Raw genomic sequence first — 17,818 nt, forward strand, 5'->3', positions numbered from 1 at the left:
AGATCCCAAAGCCCTGGGGGCTGGGAGGTGCCCCCAGTGCCAGGGCACGCGACGCCGCGGAGATCCACAAGACAGGCCCTAAGGCTGCTGGAGTTCGAGCACGGCCCAGCCGTGCGGTTCGAGCCGGTGTCCGGACTGCGGGGAGCCGGCGGACCCCAGGAGGCGCTTGGCCGAGGGGTCGAGGGACGGGAAGGCGACCGGTGCGTCGGACACGTTGAGCAGCACCGCCAGACCGGGGGTGCCGGCGTCGGGGTCGGTGACGCGGTAGGCGAAGGACTGGTTGTCCAGCTGCGACACCTGGACGCGGGCGCGGGTCAGCCACGGGTTGCGCCGCCGCAGGCCGATGAGGTCCTGGTGCAGCCGGTGGACCGGCCATCCGTACGGGGCGAGTCCGGCGGGGCCGGAGGGGAAGGCGGGGCGGATCTCGGCGTCGCCGTCGGCGCGTTCGTACTTGACGCCCTGGAAGGCCTGTTCGTCGCCCGCGTAGACGCTGGGTGTGCCGGCGACGGTGAACAGGACGGCCAGCGCGTGCGGCAGATGGCGCGGGTCCTCGAGCGCGCTGGCCAGGCGGGTGACGTCGTGGTTGCCCACGAAGGTCAGCGGCCGGAAGGCTTCGGCGAAGCCGTCGTGCCGGTCCAGGGCCCAGGCCAGTTCGAAGAAGTTGCGGTCGTTGAGGCAGCTCCGCAGGGCCTTCCACAGCTCGTACTGGGTCACCGAGTCCAGCCCGCCGTCGCGGACGGCCGCCGTGTAGTCGCCGTGGATGACCTCGCCGAGGAACCAGGCGTCCGGGTGGTCGGCGCGCACCCGGTCGGTCACGGTGCGCCAGAAGGCGGACGGCACGGCGTACGCGGCGTCCAGGCGCCAGCCGTACGCGCCCCGGCGCAGCCAGTGGTCCATCACACCCCACACGTAGTCCTGGACGGCGGGCTCCGCGTGGTTGAGGGCGACCAGGCAGCGGTGCCCCTCGAAGTCCGCGTAGCCGAAGCCGTCCGGGCCGCCGGCTTCGAAGTCGAGCCGGAACCAGGAGGCGTACGAGGAGGAGGCGCCGTGCGCGAGTACGTCACGGAAGGGGCCGAAGTCCCGGCCGACGTGGTTGAAGACGCCGTCCAGCAGGAGCTTCACGCCGCGCGCCCGGCAGGCCGTCACGAGGTGGTCGAAGTCCTCGTCGGTGCCGAGCCGGGGGTCGATCCTGAGGTGGTCGACGGTGTCGTAGCCATGCGTGGAGCTCGCGAAGACCGGGCCGAGGGCCAGCCCGTCGCAGCCGAGCTCGACCAGGTAGTCCAGCCACGGGTCGAGCTGCGCGAGGCGGTGGACGGGGGGTGCCGACTCGGGGAGCGCATGGTGCTCGGCGCCGAGGAAGCTGACGGGGTGCAACTGCCACCAGATGATCCGCTCGGACCTGGCGCCCATCGACACACCCGCCTTCGTCATGGAATGCGTGTCAACGCGATGCTAGTGCCGTGACCGGCAATGTTTGCCCGTCAAGGAGCGTCGTCCGCCGCGAGCGTGCGTGCTGGGCGGCGCGACAGGGCAAAGCTTGCCGGGAGGGGCACCAGGCGTCAGTCGGCGCTCTTCTCGCGCTGGTGGTACGAGGTGCGGGTGTGCTCGGTGTGGATGCGCATCACCCGCTGGGCGCGGGCCTCGTCGCGGTCGGCGATGGCGGCGATGAGTTCGCGGTGCTCTTTCCAGGACTGCATGCCGCGCTGGCGGGCGATGGGAGTGTAGTACCAGCGGACGCGGCGCTCGACCTGTCCGGCCAGCTCGGAGAGTACCGAGTTGCCGGCCAGCTCCATGACGTAGGCGTGGAAGGCGGCGTTGGCGGCGACCACGGCGTCGATGTCGTCGGCCTCGACCGCGCGCTCGCCGGTGGTGCACAGGGCGTCGAGCCGGTTCAGGCCCTTGCCGGAGGCGTTGGCGGCGGCGAGGCGGGCGGCCTCGGCCTCGAGGAGGGCACGGACGACGAGGAGCTGGTCGGCCTCTTCCTCGGTGGGTTCGTGGACGAAGGCGCCCTGCGCGGGGCGGAGGTCGATCCAGCCCTCGGTGCTGAGCCGCTGGAGGGCTTCGCGGACGGGTTGCCGCGAGACGCCCAGGTGGCCGGCCAGCTCGGTCTCGACCAGATGCTGGCCGGGGCGCAGGGAGCGAGTGATGATCAGTTCGAGCAGCGCTTCGTACACCCGCTCCCGGAGCGGCCCTGGCCGCTCCAGCTTCGGCACGGAACCCTGCGGCAGTCCTGTGGACAGCATCGGCGTCCCCCAGCTCGACGAGAAAGGTGATTGGCTTTCGTCTACAGTCTACTGAGTACAGGTGGCCAGATGTAGCTCCTCGTGGTGACCCGTTTCACATCACACCTACAGGTGATATGCGGAAGGTCACGGTCCACGCACAGTGCGTGTCCGCCTATGCTGCTGCCGTGACCTCATTCGACGGACTCAAGTTACTGGCGGACTCGCACGGTTACCTGCGCACCGTGGTCCTCGGCGTACCCGAGGATCGCTGGGGCGAACCCAGCCCGTGCAGCGAATGGACCGCCCGCCAGGTCCTCAACCACGCGCGGCTCGACCAGCAGGCCTACGGCGCCGTCATCACCGGCGAGGGAATGCCGACGTCGAACCCCTTCCAGCCCGAGGACGCCCTCGGCGCGGGGTCCTTCGCCGAACTCGACGCCGTCCTGGCCGCGGTGGCCGCTGCCTGGGCCACCGTCCCGGCCGACACGGAGAGCGTGTCGACCCCGCTGGATCCCCTGCTGGGCCCGCTGCCGCCGTGGCTGGGCGCGGGCGCGGCCGCTCTGGACGCGGGACTGCACGCCTGGGACATCGCGGTGGCCACGGGCCAGGACCACCTGCCCCTCCCCGAGTCGCTCGCCGTACCGCTCACGGCGGTCGCCGACCGGATCGCGGACCCGCTGCGCGACGGCTTCGGCGCCTTCGCCCCCGCGCTGCCCGCCCCGGCGAAGGCGGACGGCGACCAGGCGGCCACCCTGCTGCGCTTCCTCGGCCGCGACCCGCACTGGACGCCGAAGACCTAACCGAAGTCGACGGCCTTGGTCTCGACCGTCCCGGCCGTCCGCCCCGGCGCCGTCTGGTACGTCCAGTACAGGTTCGTGTGCGCGATGACCTGGTCCGGCCGCGGCGCCCCCCATGCCGTCTGGTCCTCCGTCGTGTGGGCGTCGCTGACCAAAGTCGCGTCGTATCCCCTGACCAGCGCGCCGTGGAGCGTCGAGCGGATGCACGCATCGGTCTGTGCGCCGACGACGACGAGACGCCCGACTCCGAGGCCCGACAGCACGGTCTCCAGGGTGGTGGCCTCGAAGGAGTCGCCGTAGTTCTTCTCGATGAGCGGCTCCGCGTCGACCGGAGTCAGCTCGGGGACGATCCGCCAGTCGTCGCTTCCCCTCGCAAGGTCCTCGTCGGAGTGCTGGACCCAGACAACGGGGGCCCCTTCCCGCCGGGCCTTCTCGACAAGGCCGGCGATGTTCGCGACGACCGCGTCGCGCTCGTGAGCGCCCTCTACGACGCCGTTCTGCACGTCGACCACGAGGAGTGCGGTGTTCGGCCGGTTCTCGAGGGTGGTCATGGTCTCCCCTTACTCACGCTGAACTCCTGTCTCCACGCACGGTAGACCCACCCACTGACAGCGGCCGCCCGCGCTCGCGACGGCTCAGGCGGCGCCGGTCAGTTCCTGCGTCTTCAGCACGACGAGCGCGACCAGCACCAGCACCATGACGGCCGCCCCCGCCGCCTGGACGAGCCCCTGCCGGCTCCTCGGCGCGTACGCGAAGGCAAAAGCCCTGCGTCGGCAGTACATGCAGAAACGCCGACGTAATGAGCCGGTACCACTCGCCGTAGGCGACGCCCACCGTCTCGACGCCCGGATAGGTGTGGCCGTCGAAGACATACGACCGGCCGTCCCCTTTTGCGATGCCGTTGCACGCGTGCAGGACTATTGACCCTCCTGGACGGCATACTGTAGACAATATTCTGTCGACTACGAGACGGGAGCCCGTCCAGTGAAAGTCGCAGTTGTCGGCGCCGGAGCAATCGGTGCCTTCGTAGGAGCCGCCCTTCACCGCGCCGGTGCCGAGGTCCATCTCATCGCCCGGGGCGCCCACTTGGACGCGCTGCGCCGCGACGGCGTACGGGTCCTGAGCCCACGTGGAGACTTCACCGCCTATCCCGAGGCCACCGACGACCCGTCGGAGGTCGGCCCGGCCGACTACGTCTTTCTCGGTCTCAAGGCCAACTCGTACGCCGCCAGCGGGCCCCTGGTCCATCCGCTGCTGCACGACCGCACCGCGGTCATCGCGGCCCAGAACGGCATCCCGTGGTGGTACTTCCACGGGCTGCCCGGCCCGTACACCGGACACCGCCTGGAGAGCGTCGACCCGGGCGGCGCCGTCTCGGCGACGCTGGCGCCCGAGCGGGCGATCGGCTGCGTGGTCTACGCCGCCACCGAGATCGAGGCACCGGGCGTCATCCGCCATCTGGAGGGCACCCGGTTCTCCATCGGGGAGCCCGACATGACCGTGTCCCGGCGCTGTCTGGACTTCAGCGAGGCCATGCAGGCCGGCGGGCTGAAGTGCCCGGTCGAGCCGGATCTGCGCAACGACATCTGGATCAAGCTGCTCGGCAACATCTCCTTCAACCCGATCAGCGCCCTCGCCCGCGCCACGATGGTCCAGATCTGCCGCCATCCGGACGCCCGCGAGCTGGTCACCGAGATGATGCGCGAGACCCTGGAGGTCGCGGCCAGGCTCGGCAGCCATCCCAAGATCTCCATCGAGCGCCGCCTCGCCGGCGCCGAAAAAGTCGGCGAACACAAGACCTCCACCCTCCAGGACCTGGAGCGCGGCAAGCCGATGGAGCTGGACGTCCTCCTGACAGCGGTGGTCGAGCTCGCCGAGCTGACCGGCACACCCGTCCCGACGCTGCGTGCCATCAACGCCGTCGCCGATCTTCTCAACCGGACCACCTCCACCAGGAGCATCGCGTGAAGGACCGCAAGCGCAACGACCGCAAACCCAAGCAGTACCCCCGGCTGACCCACCCCATGGTGCGCGACAACGGCGAACTGCGCCGCGCCACCTGGGAGGAGGCCCTGGACCGGGCCGCCGCCGGCTTCGCCCGTACGACACAGGAGTACGGAGCCGACGCCTTCGGGATGTTCTCCTGCGCCCGGTCGACCAACGAGATGAACTACGTCGCCCAGAAGTTCACGCGCGTCGTCATGGGGACCAACAACGTCGACTCCTGCAACCGCACCTGTCACGCCCCCAGCGTCGCCGGCCTGTCCGCGGCCTTCGGGTCTGGCGGCGGCACCTCCTCGTACCAGGAGGTGGAGGAGACCGACCTGATCATCATGTGGGGCTCCAACGCCCGCTTCGCCCACCCCATCTTCTTCCAGCACGTCCTGAAGGGCATCCACAACGGCGCCCGGATGTACGCGGTCGACCCCCGCCGCACCAGCACCGCCGAATGGGCCGACCGCTGGCTCGGGCTGAACGTCGGCACCGACATCCCGCTCGCCCACGCCGTCGGCCGCGAGATCATCCACGCCGGGCTCGCCAACACCGCCTTCATCGAGCGCGCGACCAGCGGCTACGAGGAGTACGCGGCCGAGGTCGAGCCGTGGACCCTCTCGGTCGCCGAGCAGGTGACCGGCGTACCGGCCGACGCGATACGGGAGTTGGCGCACGCCTACGCCACCGCCGAGCGCGCGCAGATGTGCTGGACGCTGGGCATCACCGAGCACCACAACGCGACGGACAACGTGCGCGCCCTGATCAACCTGTCGCTGCTCACCGGGCACGTCGGGCGGTACGGCTCCGGGCTGCAGCCCCTGCGCGGCCAGAACAACGTCCAGGGCGGCGGCGACATGGGCGCCATCCCCAACCGGCTGCCCGGATTTCAGGACATCCTGGTGCCGGAGGTCCGGACGAAGTTCGAGGCCGCCTGGAACACCGTGATCCAGCCCCGGTACGGGATGAACCTGACCGAGATGCTCGACGGCATCGAGCGGGGCGTCCTGCGGTCCGTCTACTGCATCGGCGAGAACCCCGCGCAGTCGGAGGCGGACTGCGAGCACACCATCAAGCGGCTGGAGATGCTCGACCACCTCGTCGTCCAGGACATCTTCCTGACCAAGACCGCCGAGCTGGCGGATGTCGTACTGCCCGCCTCGGCCTCCTGGTGCGAGACGGACGGCACGGCCACCAACAGCGAACGGCGGGTGCAGCGGGTCCGCAAGGCGATCTCCCCGCCCGGCGAGGCGCGCGACGACATCGCCATCCTCTGCGACCTCGCCGCCCGCCTCGGCCACGACGACTGGAAGTACGCGGACTCGGAGGAGGTCTGGAACGAACTGCGGGCCGTCTCCCCCGACCACTACGGCATGACCTACGCCCGCCTCGAGGAACACCAGGGCATCCAGTGGCCCTGCCCGAGCGAGGACCGGATCGAACCCACCTATCTGCACGGCCGGTTGTGGGAGAAGGACCCTGCCCGGCGCGGCATGCCGGCGCCCTTCGGGCCGGTCAAGCACTCGCCGCCGGTCGACCTGCTCGACGAGCGCTTCCCGCTCCGGATGACCACCGGACGGCGGCTCGACTCGTACAACACCGGTGTCCAGAGCAGCGGCTTCGCCTCGCCGATGCGGCGCGGCGAGTACATCGAGCTCTCCCCCGAGGACGCGGCGACGTACGGCGTCGAGGCGGGCGAGGAGGTCCGGATCTCCTCCCGCCGCGGCGATGTCACCGCACCGGTGTGGATCGACCCGGGGCTGCGGCCCGGGCTGGCCTTCATGACCATGCACTTCCCGGACGAGGTCGACACGAACCAGCTGACCATCGAGGCCACCTGCCCCATCGCGGGCACGGCCGAGTACAAGGCGACGGCGGTACGGATCGACAAGCTGGCGGTGAGTGTCTAAATGGATCTGCACTTCGCTGACGCCAAGCCGACGGACGAGGAGCGCGACGCCGTCGACGGCTACCTCGGCCCACCCGAGTCCGGCTGGGACGGCGGTGAGCGGACCGAAGCGGACCTGCGCTGGGCGCGCGGCGGCCACGCCGCCCGCGACCGCCGGGACCTGCTCCTTCCCGCGCTCCACGCGGTGAACGACCGCATCGGCTGGATCAGTGAGGGCGCGCTGGACTACGTCTGCCGCCGGCTCACCATCCCGCCGGCCGAGGGGTACGGCGTCGCCACCTTCTACGCCATGTTCTCGGTGAAGCCGCGCCCCGCGCGCGTCGTCCACGTCTGCACGGACCTCGCCTGCGCGGCCCGCGGCTCCGGGGCGCTCGTCGCCGCGCTGGAGGACCGCCTCGGCCCCGCGGGCGCGGCCCGCGACGGCGCCGTCTGGCAGTCCAGCCCCTGCCTCGGCCTGTGCGAGCGCGCGCCCGCGGCGCTGGTGATCCAGGCGGGTGCCGCTCCCGGGTCCGGGTCCTCGATCGCCGGACAGGCCGAATTCGCCACCGCCGTCGTCGCCCCGGCCACCGCCGAGGGCGTCGTCGCCGCGGCCCACGCGCCGCAGGCCGCCCCGGCGGAGCCGCCGGCAACCGCGGCCGTGCCCCAGGCCGGGAACCCGGAGCCGGTGCTGCTGCGCAGGATCGGCGTGGTGGACCCGACGGACCTCGACGACTACCGGGCCAACGGTGGTTACACCGCGCTGCGCAACGCCTTCGCCCTCGGCCCGGCCGGGGTGATCCGCGAGGTGCTGGACGCGGGGCTGGTGGGGCGCGGTGGGGCGGCGTTCCCGACGGGCCGGAAGTGGGAGGCGACGGCACGGCAGCCGGAGCGGACGCACTATCTGGTCTGCAATGCGGACGAGAGTGAGCCCGGCACCTTCAAGGACCGCGTGCTGATGGAGGGCGACCCCTACGCGCTGGTGGAGGCGATGACGATCGCGGGGTACGCGATCGGCGCGCACAGGGGCTTCATCTATCTGCGGGGCGAGTACCCGCGGGCCCTGCACCGCCTCGGCCACGCGATCGAGCAGGCCCGCGCCCGGGGGCTGCTCGGCGCGAACGTGCTGGGCCAGGGGTACGCCTTCGACATCGAGATCCGGCGCGGAGCCGGGGCGTACATCTGCGGCGAGGAAACGGCGATCTTCAACTCGATCGAGGGCCGCCGCGGCGAACCGCGCAGCAAACCGCCGTTCCCGGTCGAGAAGGGCCTGTTCGGCAAGCCGACGGCCGTCAACAACGTCGAGACGCTCGTCAACGTGCTGCCGATCCTGGAGCGCGGCGCGGCGGCCTATGCCGCGACCGGCACCGAGGGATCCACCGGGACCAAGCTGTTCTGCGTCTCGGGGTCGGTGAGCCGCCCGGGCATCTACGAGCTGCCGTTCGGGGCGACCCTGCGCGAGCTGATGGACCTGGCCGGGCCGCCGGAGTCGCTGCGGGCGGTGCTGCTGGGCGGCGCGGCCGGCGGTTTCGTACGCCCCGAGGAGCTGGACATCCCGCTCACCTTCGAGGGCACGCGGGCCGCCGGGACGACACTGGGCTCGGGGGTGGTCCTCGCACTGGACGACAGCGTCGAGCTGCCGCGCATCCTGCTTCGCATAGCCGAGTTCTTCCGGGACGAGTCCTGCGGGCAGTGCGTGCCCTGCCGGGTGGGGACCGTACGGCAGGAGGAGGCGCTGCACCGGATCGCGGACCGCACGGGGGCGGCTGCGGCCACCGATATCGCGCTGCTGCGGGAGGTCGGGCAGGCGATGCGGGACGCGTCGATCTGCGGACTCGGCCAGACCGCCTGGAATGCCGTGGAGTCCGCGATCGACCGTCTGGGAGCGTACGAATGACAACCGTGTCAAAGCCCGTGCCCGTGCCCGTGCAGCTCGGCCTGCCGCGCCGGCTGGTGGAATTCACCCTCGACGACGAGCCGGTCAGGGTCCCGGAGGGGTCGACGATCCTCGACGCGTGCGAAGCGGCCGGCAAGGACATCCCGACCCTCTGCTACGGCGACACCCTCACCCCCAAGAACGCCTGCCGCGTCTGCGTCGTCGAGGTGGAGGGCGCCCGCACGCTCGCCCCGGCCTGCTCGCGCAAGGCGGAGCCGGGCATGACGGTCCGTACGAACACCGAGCGGGCCCGGCACAGCCGCAAGATCGTGCTGGAGCTGCTCGCCTCGTCCGTGGACCTGTCCACGACCCCGCATGTGGCCGGCTGGATCCGCGAGTACGGGGCCGAACCCGACCGCTTCGGGCCGGACGCGGCGACGGTCGCCGACCGGGCGCCGAAGGTCGACAACGACCTGTACGTGCGCGACTACGGCAAGTGCATCATGTGCTACAAGTGCGTCGACGCCTGCGGCGACCAGTGGCAGAACACCTTCGCCATCGCCGTCGCCGGTCGCGGCTTCGACAACACGATCTCCGTCGAGCACGACGCGCCGCTGACCGATTCGGCCTGCGTGTACTGCGGCAACTGCATCGAGGTCTGCCCGACCGGTGCGCTGTCCTTCAAGACGGAATTCGACATGCGCGAGGCCGGGACCTGGGACGAGGCGTCCCAGAGCCAGGCCACGACCATATGCGCATATTGCGGTGTGGGATGCAATCTCACGCTTCACGTGCAGGACAACGAGATCGTGAAGGTGACGTCCCCCCACGACAACCCCGTGACCCATGGCAACCTGTGTATCAAAGGCCGCTTCGGATTCCAGCACGTACAGAACCGGGACTGATCACTGTGACTCCTCCCCCTTCCGAAGAAGGCGGCTTCTCACTCGGCTGCCGTGGCGGCCTCATGACGGCCAAGCCCTGACCGATACCTGTCGGCATGAACACAGACTGTAGCAATCGGGTGACGCTCTGCGCCATTCGTGGAGGAGAACTCATGGGACGGGTCACCGAGCGGCGCCGCGTACTGCGTATCAGGGACGGCGCCGAGAGCCACCGCGCGGACACTCTGGTCGCCGAGGAGCCGCTGGAGATCCGGCTGAACGGCAAACCGCTGGCCATCACGATGCGCACGCCGGGCGACGACTTCGCGCTGGCTGCGGGCTTCCTGGTCAGCGAGGGCGTGCTCGGCCGCGCGGACGAGCTGGCGAACATCGTCTACTGCGCGGGCGCGACGGTGGACGGCTCGAACACGTACAACATCGTGGATGTGCGGCTCGCGCCCGGCGTCGCGGTCCCCGACATCACCCTTGAGCGGAACGTCTACACGACATCGTCCTGCGGGCTGTGCGGCAAGGCGAGCCTTGACGCGGTGCGTACGCAGGCCCGCTGGCCGATCAGCGATTCTCCCCCGCTCCGCCTCGAACCTGAGCTGCTGTCCGCCCTCCCCGACCGGCTCAGGGCACACCAGCAGGTCTTCGAACGGACCGGGGGCCTGCACGCCGCGGCGCTCTTCACGGCCGAGGGCGAGCTGCTGGACGTACGGGAGGACGTCGGCCGCCACAACGCCGTCGACAAGCTTGTCGGGCGGGCCCTGCAGCAGGGGCTGCTGCCGCTGGCCGGGAAGATCCTCATGGTCTCCGGCCGGGCCTCCTTCGAGCTGGCCCAGAAGGCCGTCATGGCCGGCATCCCGGTCCTGGCCGCCGTCTCCGCGCCCTCGTCGCTGGCCGTCGACCTCGCCGACGAGGCCGGTCTGACCCTGGTCGGTTTTCTCCGTGGCACCTCCATGAACGTGTACGCGGGCGAGCAGCGAATCGCCCTGCGTGCGCGGGCCGGGGACCGGTCGGCGGGATAGCGCCCCCTGCGCCGACCGGTCCTTCCGGACCGTCGGGAGATCGTGGTAGACAGTGTCCACCTCGTCGGTAGACACTGTCTACCATGACCACCGACCCACGCAGTCGCCTCCTCGACGCCGCACTCACCGTGCTCGCCGAGGAAGGCGTCGAGGGCCTGACCCTGCGGGCCATCGCCCGCAGCGCCGACGTGTCGCACGGCGCACCCCTCAAGCACTTCCCGCACCGGGCGGCACTGCTGTCCGCCGTGGCGACGCTCGGCTTCCGGGAGATGCGGCGCCGCGCGGATGACGCCGTGGCCGGGTGCCCGGGCGGGGTCGGGGCGGTCGAGCGGCTGCGGACCAGGGCGCGGGGATACGTCGCCTACGCACTCGCGAACCCGGCGATGTTCACGTTGATGTTCCGGCACGACCTGCTCGACCCCCATGACCGGGAGCTGAGCAAAGTCAGCCTGACGTGCTTCGAGGACCTGATCACGCTGGTCCACGCCGCCCAGAAGGTGGGCTGGCGGCCGGCCGATGACGCACGGCTGCTGACCGGAGCCCTGTGGTCGGGGCTGCACGGGCTGGCGCAGCTGTGGATGTGGGGCTCCCTTCCGCTGGCGACGGGGGCAGCGGACGTAGACGACGCGCTGGAGGCACTGCTGTGCGCCTTCGGCCTGAATGACGTATCTTCAGAAGGACATTGACGATGAGTCAGATAAGCAAGTTCGACCGGGACACCGCCGTCGCACCGCGCCCCGACGCCCCCGGCCTCCATGACGCCGAGTTGTACGAGAGCTGGCGCATCGGCATGGGCATCAACGGCGGCCTGCTGCTGGCCCTCGCCGGGCGGGCGCTCGCCGCCGAGCTGGGCGGCGGTGAGGAAGGGCACAGCGACCCGTTCTCGATCAGCGCCTACTACCTGTCCACCTCCCGGCCCGGCCCGGTGACCGTACGGACCGAGACGCTGCGGCGCGGGCGTACGGTATCCACCGGTACGGCGTCCCTGGTGCAGGACGGCGAGGAGCGGCTGCGGGCCATCGCCACGTACGGCGACCTGGAAGGCCACGCCGGCGGCGACGTCCGCACGTCGGCCACTCCCCCGGACATGCCGCCGCCGGAGAGGTGCGTGGGCACGGAACTGGCCCCGCCGGAATTCCTCAAGGACGCCCCGATGCTGGACAGCATCGAGCTGCGGCTCGACCCCGGCACCGTGGGCTGGGCCGTCGGCGCACCCACCGGACGCGGGCGGATCCAGGGCTGGCTGCGCTTCCCCGACGGCCGCGAGCCCGATCCGCTGATGCTGTTGCTGGCCGTCGACACCCTGCCGCCGGTCAGCTTCGACCTCGGCATCAACGGCTGGGCGCCCACCCTCGAACTCACCGCGCACGTACGGGCCAAGCCCGCCCCGGGCTGGCTGCGGATCAGCCACGCGACCCGGAACTTCGCCGACGGCTACATGGAGGAGGACGCCGAGGTGTGGGACTCGACGGGCCGGCTGGTGGCGCAGTCGCGTCAGCTCGCGCGCGTACGAGTGCCACGGCCGTGACGACCAGCAGACCGCCGATGACCGTGTGCGCGCCGACCGGCTCGGCGAGCAGCAGCGCGCCCAGGGTGGTGGACCACAGCGGGATCGCATAGGTGACCGTCGAGGCGGCGGTCGGGCCGGCGGTGCGGACGAGCTGCAGGTTGAGGATGTACGCCACGCCGGTGCCGACCGCCCCGAGGGCGAGCAGCGCGGCGGCCGCGCCCGCGCCCGGCCAGCGGGGCGGCCCGCACAACGCCGGGACGACGAGGGCGAGTTCGGCGGCGCCGCAGGTGACCTGGAGGGCGGCCAGGGCGGTCACCGAGTGCGGCAGCGCGGTGAGGTGGCGCCTGGTGTAGGCGAAGCCGACGCCGTAGCAGAAGGCGGCGGCCAGGCAGGCGAGGCTGCCGACGAGTTGCTCGGAGCCGGGGTCGCGCCACACCCCGAGGACCACCAGGACGCCGCCGAAGCCCAGGGCGAGCCCGCCGAGTTGGCGCGGACCGAGCCGCTCGGCCCGGAGCAGGGCAACGGCGCTCAGCATCGTGAACAGTGGGGTCGTCGCGTTCCACACCCCGGCCCGCACGGAGCTGATCCGCGTCTCGCCGAAGGCGAAGAGCACGAACGGCACCGCGTTGAGCAGCACCGCGACGACCGCCGCGTGACCCCACGCCCGCAGGTCGCGCGGCAGGCGCTCGCGACGTGCCGCCAGGATCGCCCACAGGGCCGCCGCGCCCAGCGCGCAACGCCACAGGGCGACCCAGGCCGGCGGCACGCCCGCGTCGACGGCGACCTTGATCAGCGCGAAGCTCGATCCCCAGATCGCGGAAAGCAGGGTGAAGCCCGGCAGCCATGTCCTCAAGGTCCCCATGGACATCACCGTGTCGGCCGGGATAGGCATGAGTCCAACAAGTCCGGCCCTCCGCGAGATGAGACTTGCTCATGACCGTCAACCTCGCCCAGCTGCGCGCCCTGCTCGCCGTCGCCGACACCGGCGGCTTCAGCACGGCGGCGCAGGAGCTGGCCGTCAGCCAGTCGGCGGTCTCGCACGCCGTCGCCGCCCTGGAGCGCGCGCTCGGCGCACCGGTCGTCCACCGCGACGCCCCGGTCCGCCCCACCGCGCTGGGCGACCAGATCCTGCCGCACGCCCGCGCGGCCGTCGTCTCCGCCGAAGCCGTCACCGCCATCGCATCCCGGCTGGGCCGCGCCCCTGCCGGGACGGTGCGGCTCGCCGCGCCCCAGACCGTGTGCCAGGGGCTGCTGCCGGACCTGCTCACCCGCTGGGCGGCGGCCCATCCCCGGATCCGCGTACGGATCTTCGAGGGCGAGGACGACGAGATCGCCACCTGGCTGGAGTCCGGCACGGCCGACGCCGCCGTGGTGGTCGACCCGGAGCCCGCCCTGCCCGGCTCGCGGCTACTCGCTCACGACGCCTTCCATGCCGTGCTGCGCCGGGACCACCCCCTCGCCGGGGAGGCCGAGGCCGACGTAGGCGACCTGGAGGACGACCCGTTCCTGCTGTCCCTGGGCGGCTGCGAGCGCCGGATCCGCGAGATCTTCCGGAGCGCGGGCGCCCGCTTCGCACCCGTGCACCGCATCCGCGAACTCGGCACGCTCATCAGCATGGTGCGCGCCGGCATCGGCGTCTCCGTCGTACCGGGGCTGGCCCGGGCCATGCTGCCGGGGGATCTCGTTCTCGTACAGCTGCGGCAACGTGTCCACCGGCGGCTGGTATTCACCGGGCCGGCGTCACGGCCCTGGCTGCCGGCGGTGTCGGCTCTCGCCGAGGCCACGCAGGAGGTCCAGGCGTGAGCGTCGTGACGGTCCGGTCGGCCACCGAGGGCGACGCCGAGGCGGTCTTCGGGCTGCTCGGCGCCTTCGTGACCAGCCATCGACCCCGCCGGGACGCCTTCGACCGGCACTTCCCGCTGCTCGGCGACGGCCTGCTGGTCGCGGAGGCGGAAGAGGGGCAGGTGGTCGGGTACGCGCTCGTGTGCGACCTGCTGGTGCTGTACGCGAACGGGTACGTCTGCGAGTTGCAGGAGCTGATGGTCGACCCGGCTTGCCGCGGCCGGGGAATCGGCGAACGGCTCGTGGCTGCCGTCCTCGAACGGGCCCGCGCGAAAGGCGCGGTCGAGGTCACCGTGCCGACGCGCCGGGCCCGCGACTACTACCTGCGGTTGGGGTTCGAGGAGACGGCCACGTATCTCAAGCGTCCGGTGCGGGATCAGGAGAAGAAGCGCACCTCGGGGTAGCGGGCGGACGGTCCGTCGAGCAGGCCGTGGTCGTCCCGGCGCCTCCGGGCATCCTCCCCGCTCACCCACCCCTCGATGTACCCCGCCGCCGGCTCGGCAGGGTCCAACGCGACCGCGTACCGCACGCAGCCCGGATTCTCCGCGCTCTCGACCGCGTAACTCATCGGCCCCCAGGCCATCTCCTGGCAGTAGAGGTTCAGCGCCATCCGGTCACGTTGGCGACCGGCGCGACGTGGTGTCGTCCGGAATATCGGCAGTCGCCCGGACCGGCGTGATGATCTCGTCGGCCAGCCACTGCGCGACGCCCTGGGGGTAGGGCCTCGGGAGGCTGAGGACGATGTGGTTCATGCCGGCGGCGACGAGGTCCAGGACCGTCGTGCGGGTGGCTGTGATGTCGTCGTACGAGACGATGAGCTGCACGGAGCGGGCGATCTCGCGTGGGTCGCGGCTGATGGCGGCGCAGTGCTGGTCCAGGACGCGGCTGCGCTCGGCGACGTACTCGACGGGGTTGTGCGGCGGGCCGGGGATGTTCCAGATGTCGGCCTGTTCGGCGACGAGCCGCAGGGTTCTGGTGCCCCAGCCGCCGAGCAGCAGCGGGGGGCCGGGGCGCTGGACGGGCTTGGGGTCGTTGCGGGTGCCCTTGAGCGTGTAGTGGTGGCCGTGGAAGTCGAAGATGTCCTCGGTCCACATGCGCTTGAGGATGGTGATGGTCTCCGCGAGGCGGGCGATGCCCTCGGCGGGCGGGACGAGGGTGAGGCCGTACGCCTCGTATTCGGCGACGGCGGGATTCTCGCCGGCGATGCCGCCGGTGCCGGGCGGCTGGTGGGTGCCGCCGACGCCGAGTCCCATGATCAGGCGGCCGCCGGAGATGACGTCCACGGTGGTGGCGATCTTGCCGAGGACGGCGGGCTCGCGGATCCGGTTGCTGGTCACCAGCAGGCCCAGGCGCAGCCGCCGGGTCTGCGCGGCGAGGGCGCTGAGCAGCGTCCAGCCCTCGTGGACCGCGCCGTTCCTTGGCCCGGCCAGGGGCATCAGGTGGTCCCACAGCCAGGCGTCCGCGATCTCCGGTACGGCGTCGGCCTCCTGCCACACGCGCAGGATGTCCTCGTAATCGACGTGCATCGGCGTGGTCTTGATGCCGAAGCTGACTTTCCGGGCTGACTCCATACGATCAGCATAGAGGATCGTCAGCAGTACTGACTATCAGCGCCGGCGGTACCGTACCGGCATGACCACTCCCCCCGGGGCCCTCGCATCCCGCCTCGGCTACCTCCTCAAGCACGCCCAGCTCAAGCTGACCGAGGCGGCCGCACAGGCGCTCGCCCCGTTCGGCATCGACGGCCGCGAACTGGCGGTACTGGTCGTACTCGCGGCCGAGTCGGCCGAGCACCCACTGTCGCAACTGGACGCGGCGGGACGGCTCGGCGTGGACCGCACGACGATGGTGGCCCTCGTCGACAGGCTGGAGGGCAAGGGGCTCGTCGAGCGCCGTCGCAGCCCGGAGGACCGGCGCAAGAACATCGTCGGCCTGACCCCGGCCGGCCAGGACTGCCTCCGCCGCGCGGAACGGGCCCGCGCGGCGGCCGAGCGCCGCTTCCTCGCGCCCCTCGGCAAGGAGGAGGCGGACCGGCTCGTGCGCACCCTCCAGATCCTCAACTTCGGGCAGGGTGCGGCCGCGGAGGCCTAGGCCCGGCTAGATCCAGCCCTCCAGCGCCTTGAGGAAGGCGTCGAAGTCGTCGTTGTGGATGATGTGCCCGGTGCCGGGTACGACCCGGACCTCGTAGCCGTCGGCGGTGAGGGCGGCGGCGCGGGCCGGCGGGATGAGGTCGCTGGGGTCGGCGGTCAGGACGAGGGAGGGGACGTCGGGGTGGCCGGGCTCGTGGCCGCGGAATCCCTCGAAGGCTCGCAGGGTGGTGGTGTCCCAGCGCTGGAGGGCGTCGAACTTGGCCTGCTGGGCCTCGGCGGGCCAGGCGGGGTAGGCGGCGCGGATGTCGGCGGGCGTCCAGGACTTCTCGGCGAGGATGCCGCGCAGGACCGCCGAGTCGATGGACGGCGACCAGGCCGGGTCCACGTACACCGCGCGGGCCGGGCGGATGCGGCCGACGGCGAGCGCGGTGACCAGCGCGCCGAGCGAGTGGCCGAGCAGCAGGTCGGGTTCGGCCGGAACGGCGGCGGTGAGGGCGTCGGACCAGGCGTCCAGGGTGTACGTGTCCGTGTGCGGGCTTTGCCCGTGCCCGGTGAGTTCGGGCGCCAGTACGCGGTAGCCGCGCCCGGCCAGGGCCGGGCCGAGCCGCCACCAACTCCCGGAGTCGTTGGTGATGCCGTGCACCAGTACGGCCACCCGCTCGCCGTCGCCCCACTCCCGTACCCGCAACCGATCCGCTGCCGTCATGCCCACCCCAACTCGAATTGATCGGCACGGCATTCCCCTGGCCGTGCGCGTCCCACCCGCGAGTATGCCTACCAGGTGGGCCGAATGGGACCGCCCGGAGCGATCCGGAGCAGGTCGTCGCGGAGCGTCCGCAGCCGGCGCTCGCCGAGTTCGGCGGCCCAGGGGCGTACGGCGTCGGCGGCGGCCTCCTCCGCAGCGCGGGTGCAGGCCCGGCCGCGTTCGGTCAGGACGACGAGGCGGGCGCGGGCGTCCTCGGGATGGGGGCGGCGCTCGGCGTAGCCCTTCCGTACGAGCTCGTCGACGAGCTGACTGGCGGCCTGGCGGGTGACGCCGAGGTGGTCGGCCAGCTCGCTGACGGTGGCGCCGGCGGCGGACATGCGCGCGAAGGCGAAGCCGTGGGCGGGGCGGATGTCGTCGAAGCCCCGGGCGGTGACGCCCGCGTCGATACGGGCGACCAGCCCGCCGGCAGCCGCGAGGAGGGTGGCGCTGAGGGCCATGGCTTCTTCGTCTCTCACACCGTCAAGCTTGACACATTGCGCAAGCAGCTTGAGCATATAGGTAAGCAACTTACGCAAGTTACTTGCCTAAATCCGGAGGTTTCCGCCATGCCCGTCATCCACGCTTCGAACGCCGTCGTCCACGAGATGCACGGTTCCCGCTTCGTCTCGTACGCCGCGTCCGCCCTCGGCAGCACCGAACTCTGCGCCTGGCGCAGCGAGATCCCCGCCGGCACCGAGACCCCCGCCCACTCCATCAGCCGCGAAGAGGTCTTCCTCGTACTCACCGGCTCGGTGCGGCTCACCCTCGACGGCGAGCCGCGCTCCCTCTCCCCCGGTGACGTCGCCATCGCACCCGCCGGATCCACCCTGAAGTTCGACAACCTGACGGAGTCGGCGGCCACCGTCTGGGTCACCACCAGCATCGGCCTGGAGGGCGTCTTCCCCGACGGGTCGCGCGTTTCGCCTCCCTGGGCGCGGTGA

The 17,818-nt window shown here is 71.5% G+C and carries 20 protein-coding genes and 1 pseudogene; 12 read left to right on the forward strand and 9 right to left on the reverse strand.

From position 1 onward, the window contains the following. Positions 1-78: 78 nt before the first annotated feature. Together ACFXJ5_RS27095 and ACFXJ5_RS27100 are read right to left on the reverse strand one after the other, a co-directional pair. A complete protein-coding gene (locus ACFXJ5_RS27095; RefSeq protein WP_384636247.1) occupies positions 79-1,431 on the reverse strand; it encodes an alpha-amylase family protein in 1,353 nt (450 codons plus the stop codon). A 128-nt stretch (positions 1,432-1,559) separates the two neighbouring features. Continuing rightward, the gene (locus tag ACFXJ5_RS27100) at positions 1,560-2,243 is read right to left on the reverse strand and encodes a GntR family transcriptional regulator (protein WP_384636250.1); all 684 of its coding nucleotides are present in this window, start codon (positions 2,241-2,243) and stop codon (positions 1,560-1,562) included. A gap of 167 nt (positions 2,244-2,410) precedes the next feature. Here ACFXJ5_RS27100 and ACFXJ5_RS27105 point away from each other — a divergent pair, with 167 nt between their 5' ends. Continuing rightward, positions 2,411-3,025 carry a TIGR03086 family metal-binding protein gene (locus tag ACFXJ5_RS27105; RefSeq protein ID WP_384636253.1) on the forward strand — a complete coding sequence of 205 codons (615 nt, stop codon included), beginning with the start codon at positions 2,411-2,413 and terminating at the stop codon, positions 3,023-3,025. Here ACFXJ5_RS27105 and ACFXJ5_RS27110 read toward each other — a convergent pair. Continuing rightward, complete coding sequence (locus ACFXJ5_RS27110; RefSeq protein ID WP_384636256.1) at positions 3,022-3,573, reverse strand: cysteine hydrolase family protein; 552 nt, start codon at positions 3,571-3,573, stop codon at positions 3,022-3,024. The two genes, ACFXJ5_RS27105 and ACFXJ5_RS27110, sit on opposite strands and share 4 nt — an antisense overlap. Before the next feature lie 84 nt (positions 3,574-3,657). Further along, the gene (locus tag ACFXJ5_RS27115) at positions 3,658-3,804 is read right to left on the reverse strand and encodes a hypothetical protein (RefSeq protein ID WP_384636258.1); all 147 of its coding nucleotides are present in this window, start codon (positions 3,802-3,804) and stop codon (positions 3,658-3,660) included. A gap of 202 nt (positions 3,805-4,006) precedes the next feature. Between ACFXJ5_RS27115 and ACFXJ5_RS27120 the strand changes: the two genes are divergently transcribed. The 7 genes from ACFXJ5_RS27120 to ACFXJ5_RS27150 all read left to right on the forward strand — a co-directional run bounded on the left by ACFXJ5_RS27120 (position 4,007) and on the right by ACFXJ5_RS27150 (position 12,218). After that, positions 4,007-4,990, forward strand: coding sequence for a 2-dehydropantoate 2-reductase (locus ACFXJ5_RS27120; RefSeq protein WP_384636261.1), 984 nt, complete (start codon positions 4,007-4,009; stop codon positions 4,988-4,990). Next, the gene (locus tag ACFXJ5_RS27125; protein WP_384636263.1) at positions 4,987-6,924 is read left to right on the forward strand and encodes a molybdopterin oxidoreductase family protein; all 1,938 of its coding nucleotides are present in this window, start codon (positions 4,987-4,989) and stop codon (positions 6,922-6,924) included. The genes ACFXJ5_RS27120 and ACFXJ5_RS27125 overlap by 4 nt, the downstream gene beginning before the upstream one ends. Beyond that, entirely contained in the window at positions 6,925-8,796 is a 1,872-nt protein-coding gene (locus ACFXJ5_RS27130; RefSeq protein WP_384636266.1) for an NAD(P)H-dependent oxidoreductase subunit E, read from the forward strand. Continuing rightward, a complete protein-coding gene (locus ACFXJ5_RS27135) occupies positions 8,793-9,680 on the forward strand; it encodes a 2Fe-2S iron-sulfur cluster-binding protein (RefSeq protein WP_384636269.1) in 888 nt (295 codons plus the stop codon). Before ACFXJ5_RS27130 ends, ACFXJ5_RS27135 begins: the two co-directional genes overlap by 4 nt. A gap of 152 nt (positions 9,681-9,832) precedes the next feature. Continuing rightward, positions 9,833-10,690, forward strand: coding sequence for a formate dehydrogenase accessory sulfurtransferase FdhD (fdhD, locus tag ACFXJ5_RS27140; protein ID WP_384636272.1), 858 nt, complete (start codon positions 9,833-9,835; stop codon positions 10,688-10,690). 83 nt (positions 10,691-10,773) lie between these two features. After that, complete coding sequence (locus ACFXJ5_RS27145) at positions 10,774-11,376, forward strand: TetR/AcrR family transcriptional regulator (protein ID WP_384636275.1); 603 nt, start codon at positions 10,774-10,776, stop codon at positions 11,374-11,376. 2 nt (positions 11,377-11,378) lie between these two features. Further along, positions 11,379-12,218 carry a thioesterase family protein gene (locus ACFXJ5_RS27150; RefSeq protein WP_384636277.1) on the forward strand — a complete coding sequence of 280 codons (840 nt, stop codon included), beginning with the start codon at positions 11,379-11,381 and terminating at the stop codon, positions 12,216-12,218. 40 nt (positions 12,219-12,258) lie between these two features. On the opposite strand, the pseudogene ACFXJ5_RS27155 reads toward ACFXJ5_RS27150, so the two are convergent. Then, positions 12,259-13,092 (reverse strand): annotated as a pseudogene (locus ACFXJ5_RS27155) (DMT family transporter); the annotation flags it as partial. 41 nt (positions 13,093-13,133) lie between these two features. On the opposite strand from ACFXJ5_RS27155, the gene ACFXJ5_RS27160 reads away from it, so the two are divergent. Continuing rightward, positions 13,134-14,003: a LysR family transcriptional regulator gene (locus tag ACFXJ5_RS27160; protein WP_384636280.1), complete on the forward strand. Its 870-nt coding sequence runs from the start codon at positions 13,134-13,136 to the stop codon at positions 14,001-14,003. Continuing rightward, positions 14,000-14,446: a GNAT family N-acetyltransferase gene (locus ACFXJ5_RS27165; RefSeq protein ID WP_384636282.1), complete on the forward strand. Its 447-nt coding sequence runs from the start codon at positions 14,000-14,002 to the stop codon at positions 14,444-14,446. The genes ACFXJ5_RS27160 and ACFXJ5_RS27165 overlap by 4 nt, the downstream gene beginning before the upstream one ends. Here ACFXJ5_RS27165 and ACFXJ5_RS27170 read toward each other — a convergent pair. Together ACFXJ5_RS27170 and ACFXJ5_RS27175 are read right to left on the reverse strand one after the other, a co-directional pair. Next, on the reverse strand, positions 14,419-14,652 hold the full coding sequence (locus ACFXJ5_RS27170; RefSeq protein ID WP_384636285.1) for a hypothetical protein: 234 nt from the start codon (positions 14,650-14,652) through the stop codon (positions 14,419-14,421). The two genes, ACFXJ5_RS27165 and ACFXJ5_RS27170, sit on opposite strands and share 28 nt — an antisense overlap. 4 nt (positions 14,653-14,656) lie before the next feature. Continuing rightward, positions 14,657-15,613 (reverse strand): LLM class flavin-dependent oxidoreductase, encoded by a 957-nt coding sequence (locus tag ACFXJ5_RS27175; protein WP_384636288.1) that lies wholly within the window; start codon positions 15,611-15,613, stop codon positions 14,657-14,659. Between the two features lie 61 nt (positions 15,614-15,674). Between ACFXJ5_RS27175 and ACFXJ5_RS27180 the strand changes: the two genes are divergently transcribed. Next, complete coding sequence (locus ACFXJ5_RS27180; RefSeq protein WP_384636291.1) at positions 15,675-16,133, forward strand: MarR family winged helix-turn-helix transcriptional regulator; 459 nt, start codon at positions 15,675-15,677, stop codon at positions 16,131-16,133. Between the two features lie 6 nt (positions 16,134-16,139). Here ACFXJ5_RS27180 and ACFXJ5_RS27185 read toward each other — a convergent pair whose 3' ends face one another. Continuing rightward, positions 16,140-16,838: an alpha/beta fold hydrolase gene (locus ACFXJ5_RS27185; RefSeq protein ID WP_384636294.1), complete on the reverse strand. Its 699-nt coding sequence runs from the start codon at positions 16,836-16,838 to the stop codon at positions 16,140-16,142. Positions 16,839-16,906: 68 nt separating this feature from the next. Then, on the reverse strand, positions 16,907-17,353 hold the full coding sequence (locus ACFXJ5_RS27190; protein ID WP_384636297.1) for a MarR family winged helix-turn-helix transcriptional regulator: 447 nt from the start codon (positions 17,351-17,353) through the stop codon (positions 16,907-16,909). A 90-nt stretch (positions 17,354-17,443) separates the two neighbouring features. Between ACFXJ5_RS27190 and ACFXJ5_RS27195 the strand changes: the two genes are divergently transcribed. Next, complete coding sequence (locus ACFXJ5_RS27195) at positions 17,444-17,818, forward strand: cupin domain-containing protein (protein ID WP_384636300.1); 375 nt, start codon at positions 17,444-17,446, stop codon at positions 17,816-17,818.

Origin of the sequence: Streptomyces sp. NPDC059373 (assembly GCF_042751495.1) — a bacterium.
Lineage (GTDB): Bacteria > Actinomycetota > Actinomycetes > Streptomycetales > Streptomycetaceae > Actinacidiphila.

Excerpts from the sequence above, each read along its gene's own strand:
- ACFXJ5_RS27095 (WP_384636247.1), bottom strand. The coding sequence starts at position 1,431 with ATGACGAAGGCGGGTGTGTCGATGGGCGCCAGGTCCGAGCGGATCATC.
- ACFXJ5_RS27130 (WP_384636266.1), top strand. The coding sequence starts at position 6,925 with ATGGATCTGCACTTCGCTGACGCCAAGCCGACGGACGAGGAGCGCGAC.
- ACFXJ5_RS27195 (WP_384636300.1), top strand. The coding sequence starts at position 17,444 with ATGCCCGTCATCCACGCTTCGAACGCCGTCGTCCACGAGATGCACGGT.
- ACFXJ5_RS27175 (WP_384636288.1), bottom strand. The coding sequence starts at position 15,613 with ATGGAGTCAGCCCGGAAAGTCAGCTTCGGCATCAAGACCACGCCGATG.
- ACFXJ5_RS27150 (WP_384636277.1), top strand. The coding sequence starts at position 11,379 with ATGAGTCAGATAAGCAAGTTCGACCGGGACACCGCCGTCGCACCGCGC.
- fdhD (WP_384636272.1), top strand. The coding sequence starts at position 9,833 with ATGGGACGGGTCACCGAGCGGCGCCGCGTACTGCGTATCAGGGACGGC.
- ACFXJ5_RS27135 (WP_384636269.1), top strand. The coding sequence starts at position 8,793 with ATGACAACCGTGTCAAAGCCCGTGCCCGTGCCCGTGCAGCTCGGCCTG.
- ACFXJ5_RS27160 (WP_384636280.1), top strand. The coding sequence starts at position 13,134 with ATGACCGTCAACCTCGCCCAGCTGCGCGCCCTGCTCGCCGTCGCCGAC.
- ACFXJ5_RS27110 (WP_384636256.1), bottom strand. The coding sequence starts at position 3,573 with ATGACCACCCTCGAGAACCGGCCGAACACCGCACTCCTCGTGGTCGAC.
- ACFXJ5_RS27115 (WP_384636258.1), bottom strand. The coding sequence starts at position 3,804 with ATGTACTGCCGACGCAGGGCTTTTGCCTTCGCGTACGCGCCGAGGAGC.
- ACFXJ5_RS27145 (WP_384636275.1), top strand. The coding sequence starts at position 10,774 with ATGACCACCGACCCACGCAGTCGCCTCCTCGACGCCGCACTCACCGTG.
- ACFXJ5_RS27100 (WP_384636250.1), bottom strand. The coding sequence starts at position 2,243 with ATGCTGTCCACAGGACTGCCGCAGGGTTCCGTGCCGAAGCTGGAGCGG.
- ACFXJ5_RS27180 (WP_384636291.1), top strand. The coding sequence starts at position 15,675 with ATGACCACTCCCCCCGGGGCCCTCGCATCCCGCCTCGGCTACCTCCTC.
- ACFXJ5_RS27185 (WP_384636294.1), bottom strand. The coding sequence starts at position 16,838 with ATGACGGCAGCGGATCGGTTGCGGGTACGGGAGTGGGGCGACGGCGAG.
- ACFXJ5_RS27170 (WP_384636285.1), bottom strand. The coding sequence starts at position 14,652 with ATGGCGCTGAACCTCTACTGCCAGGAGATGGCCTGGGGGCCGATGAGT.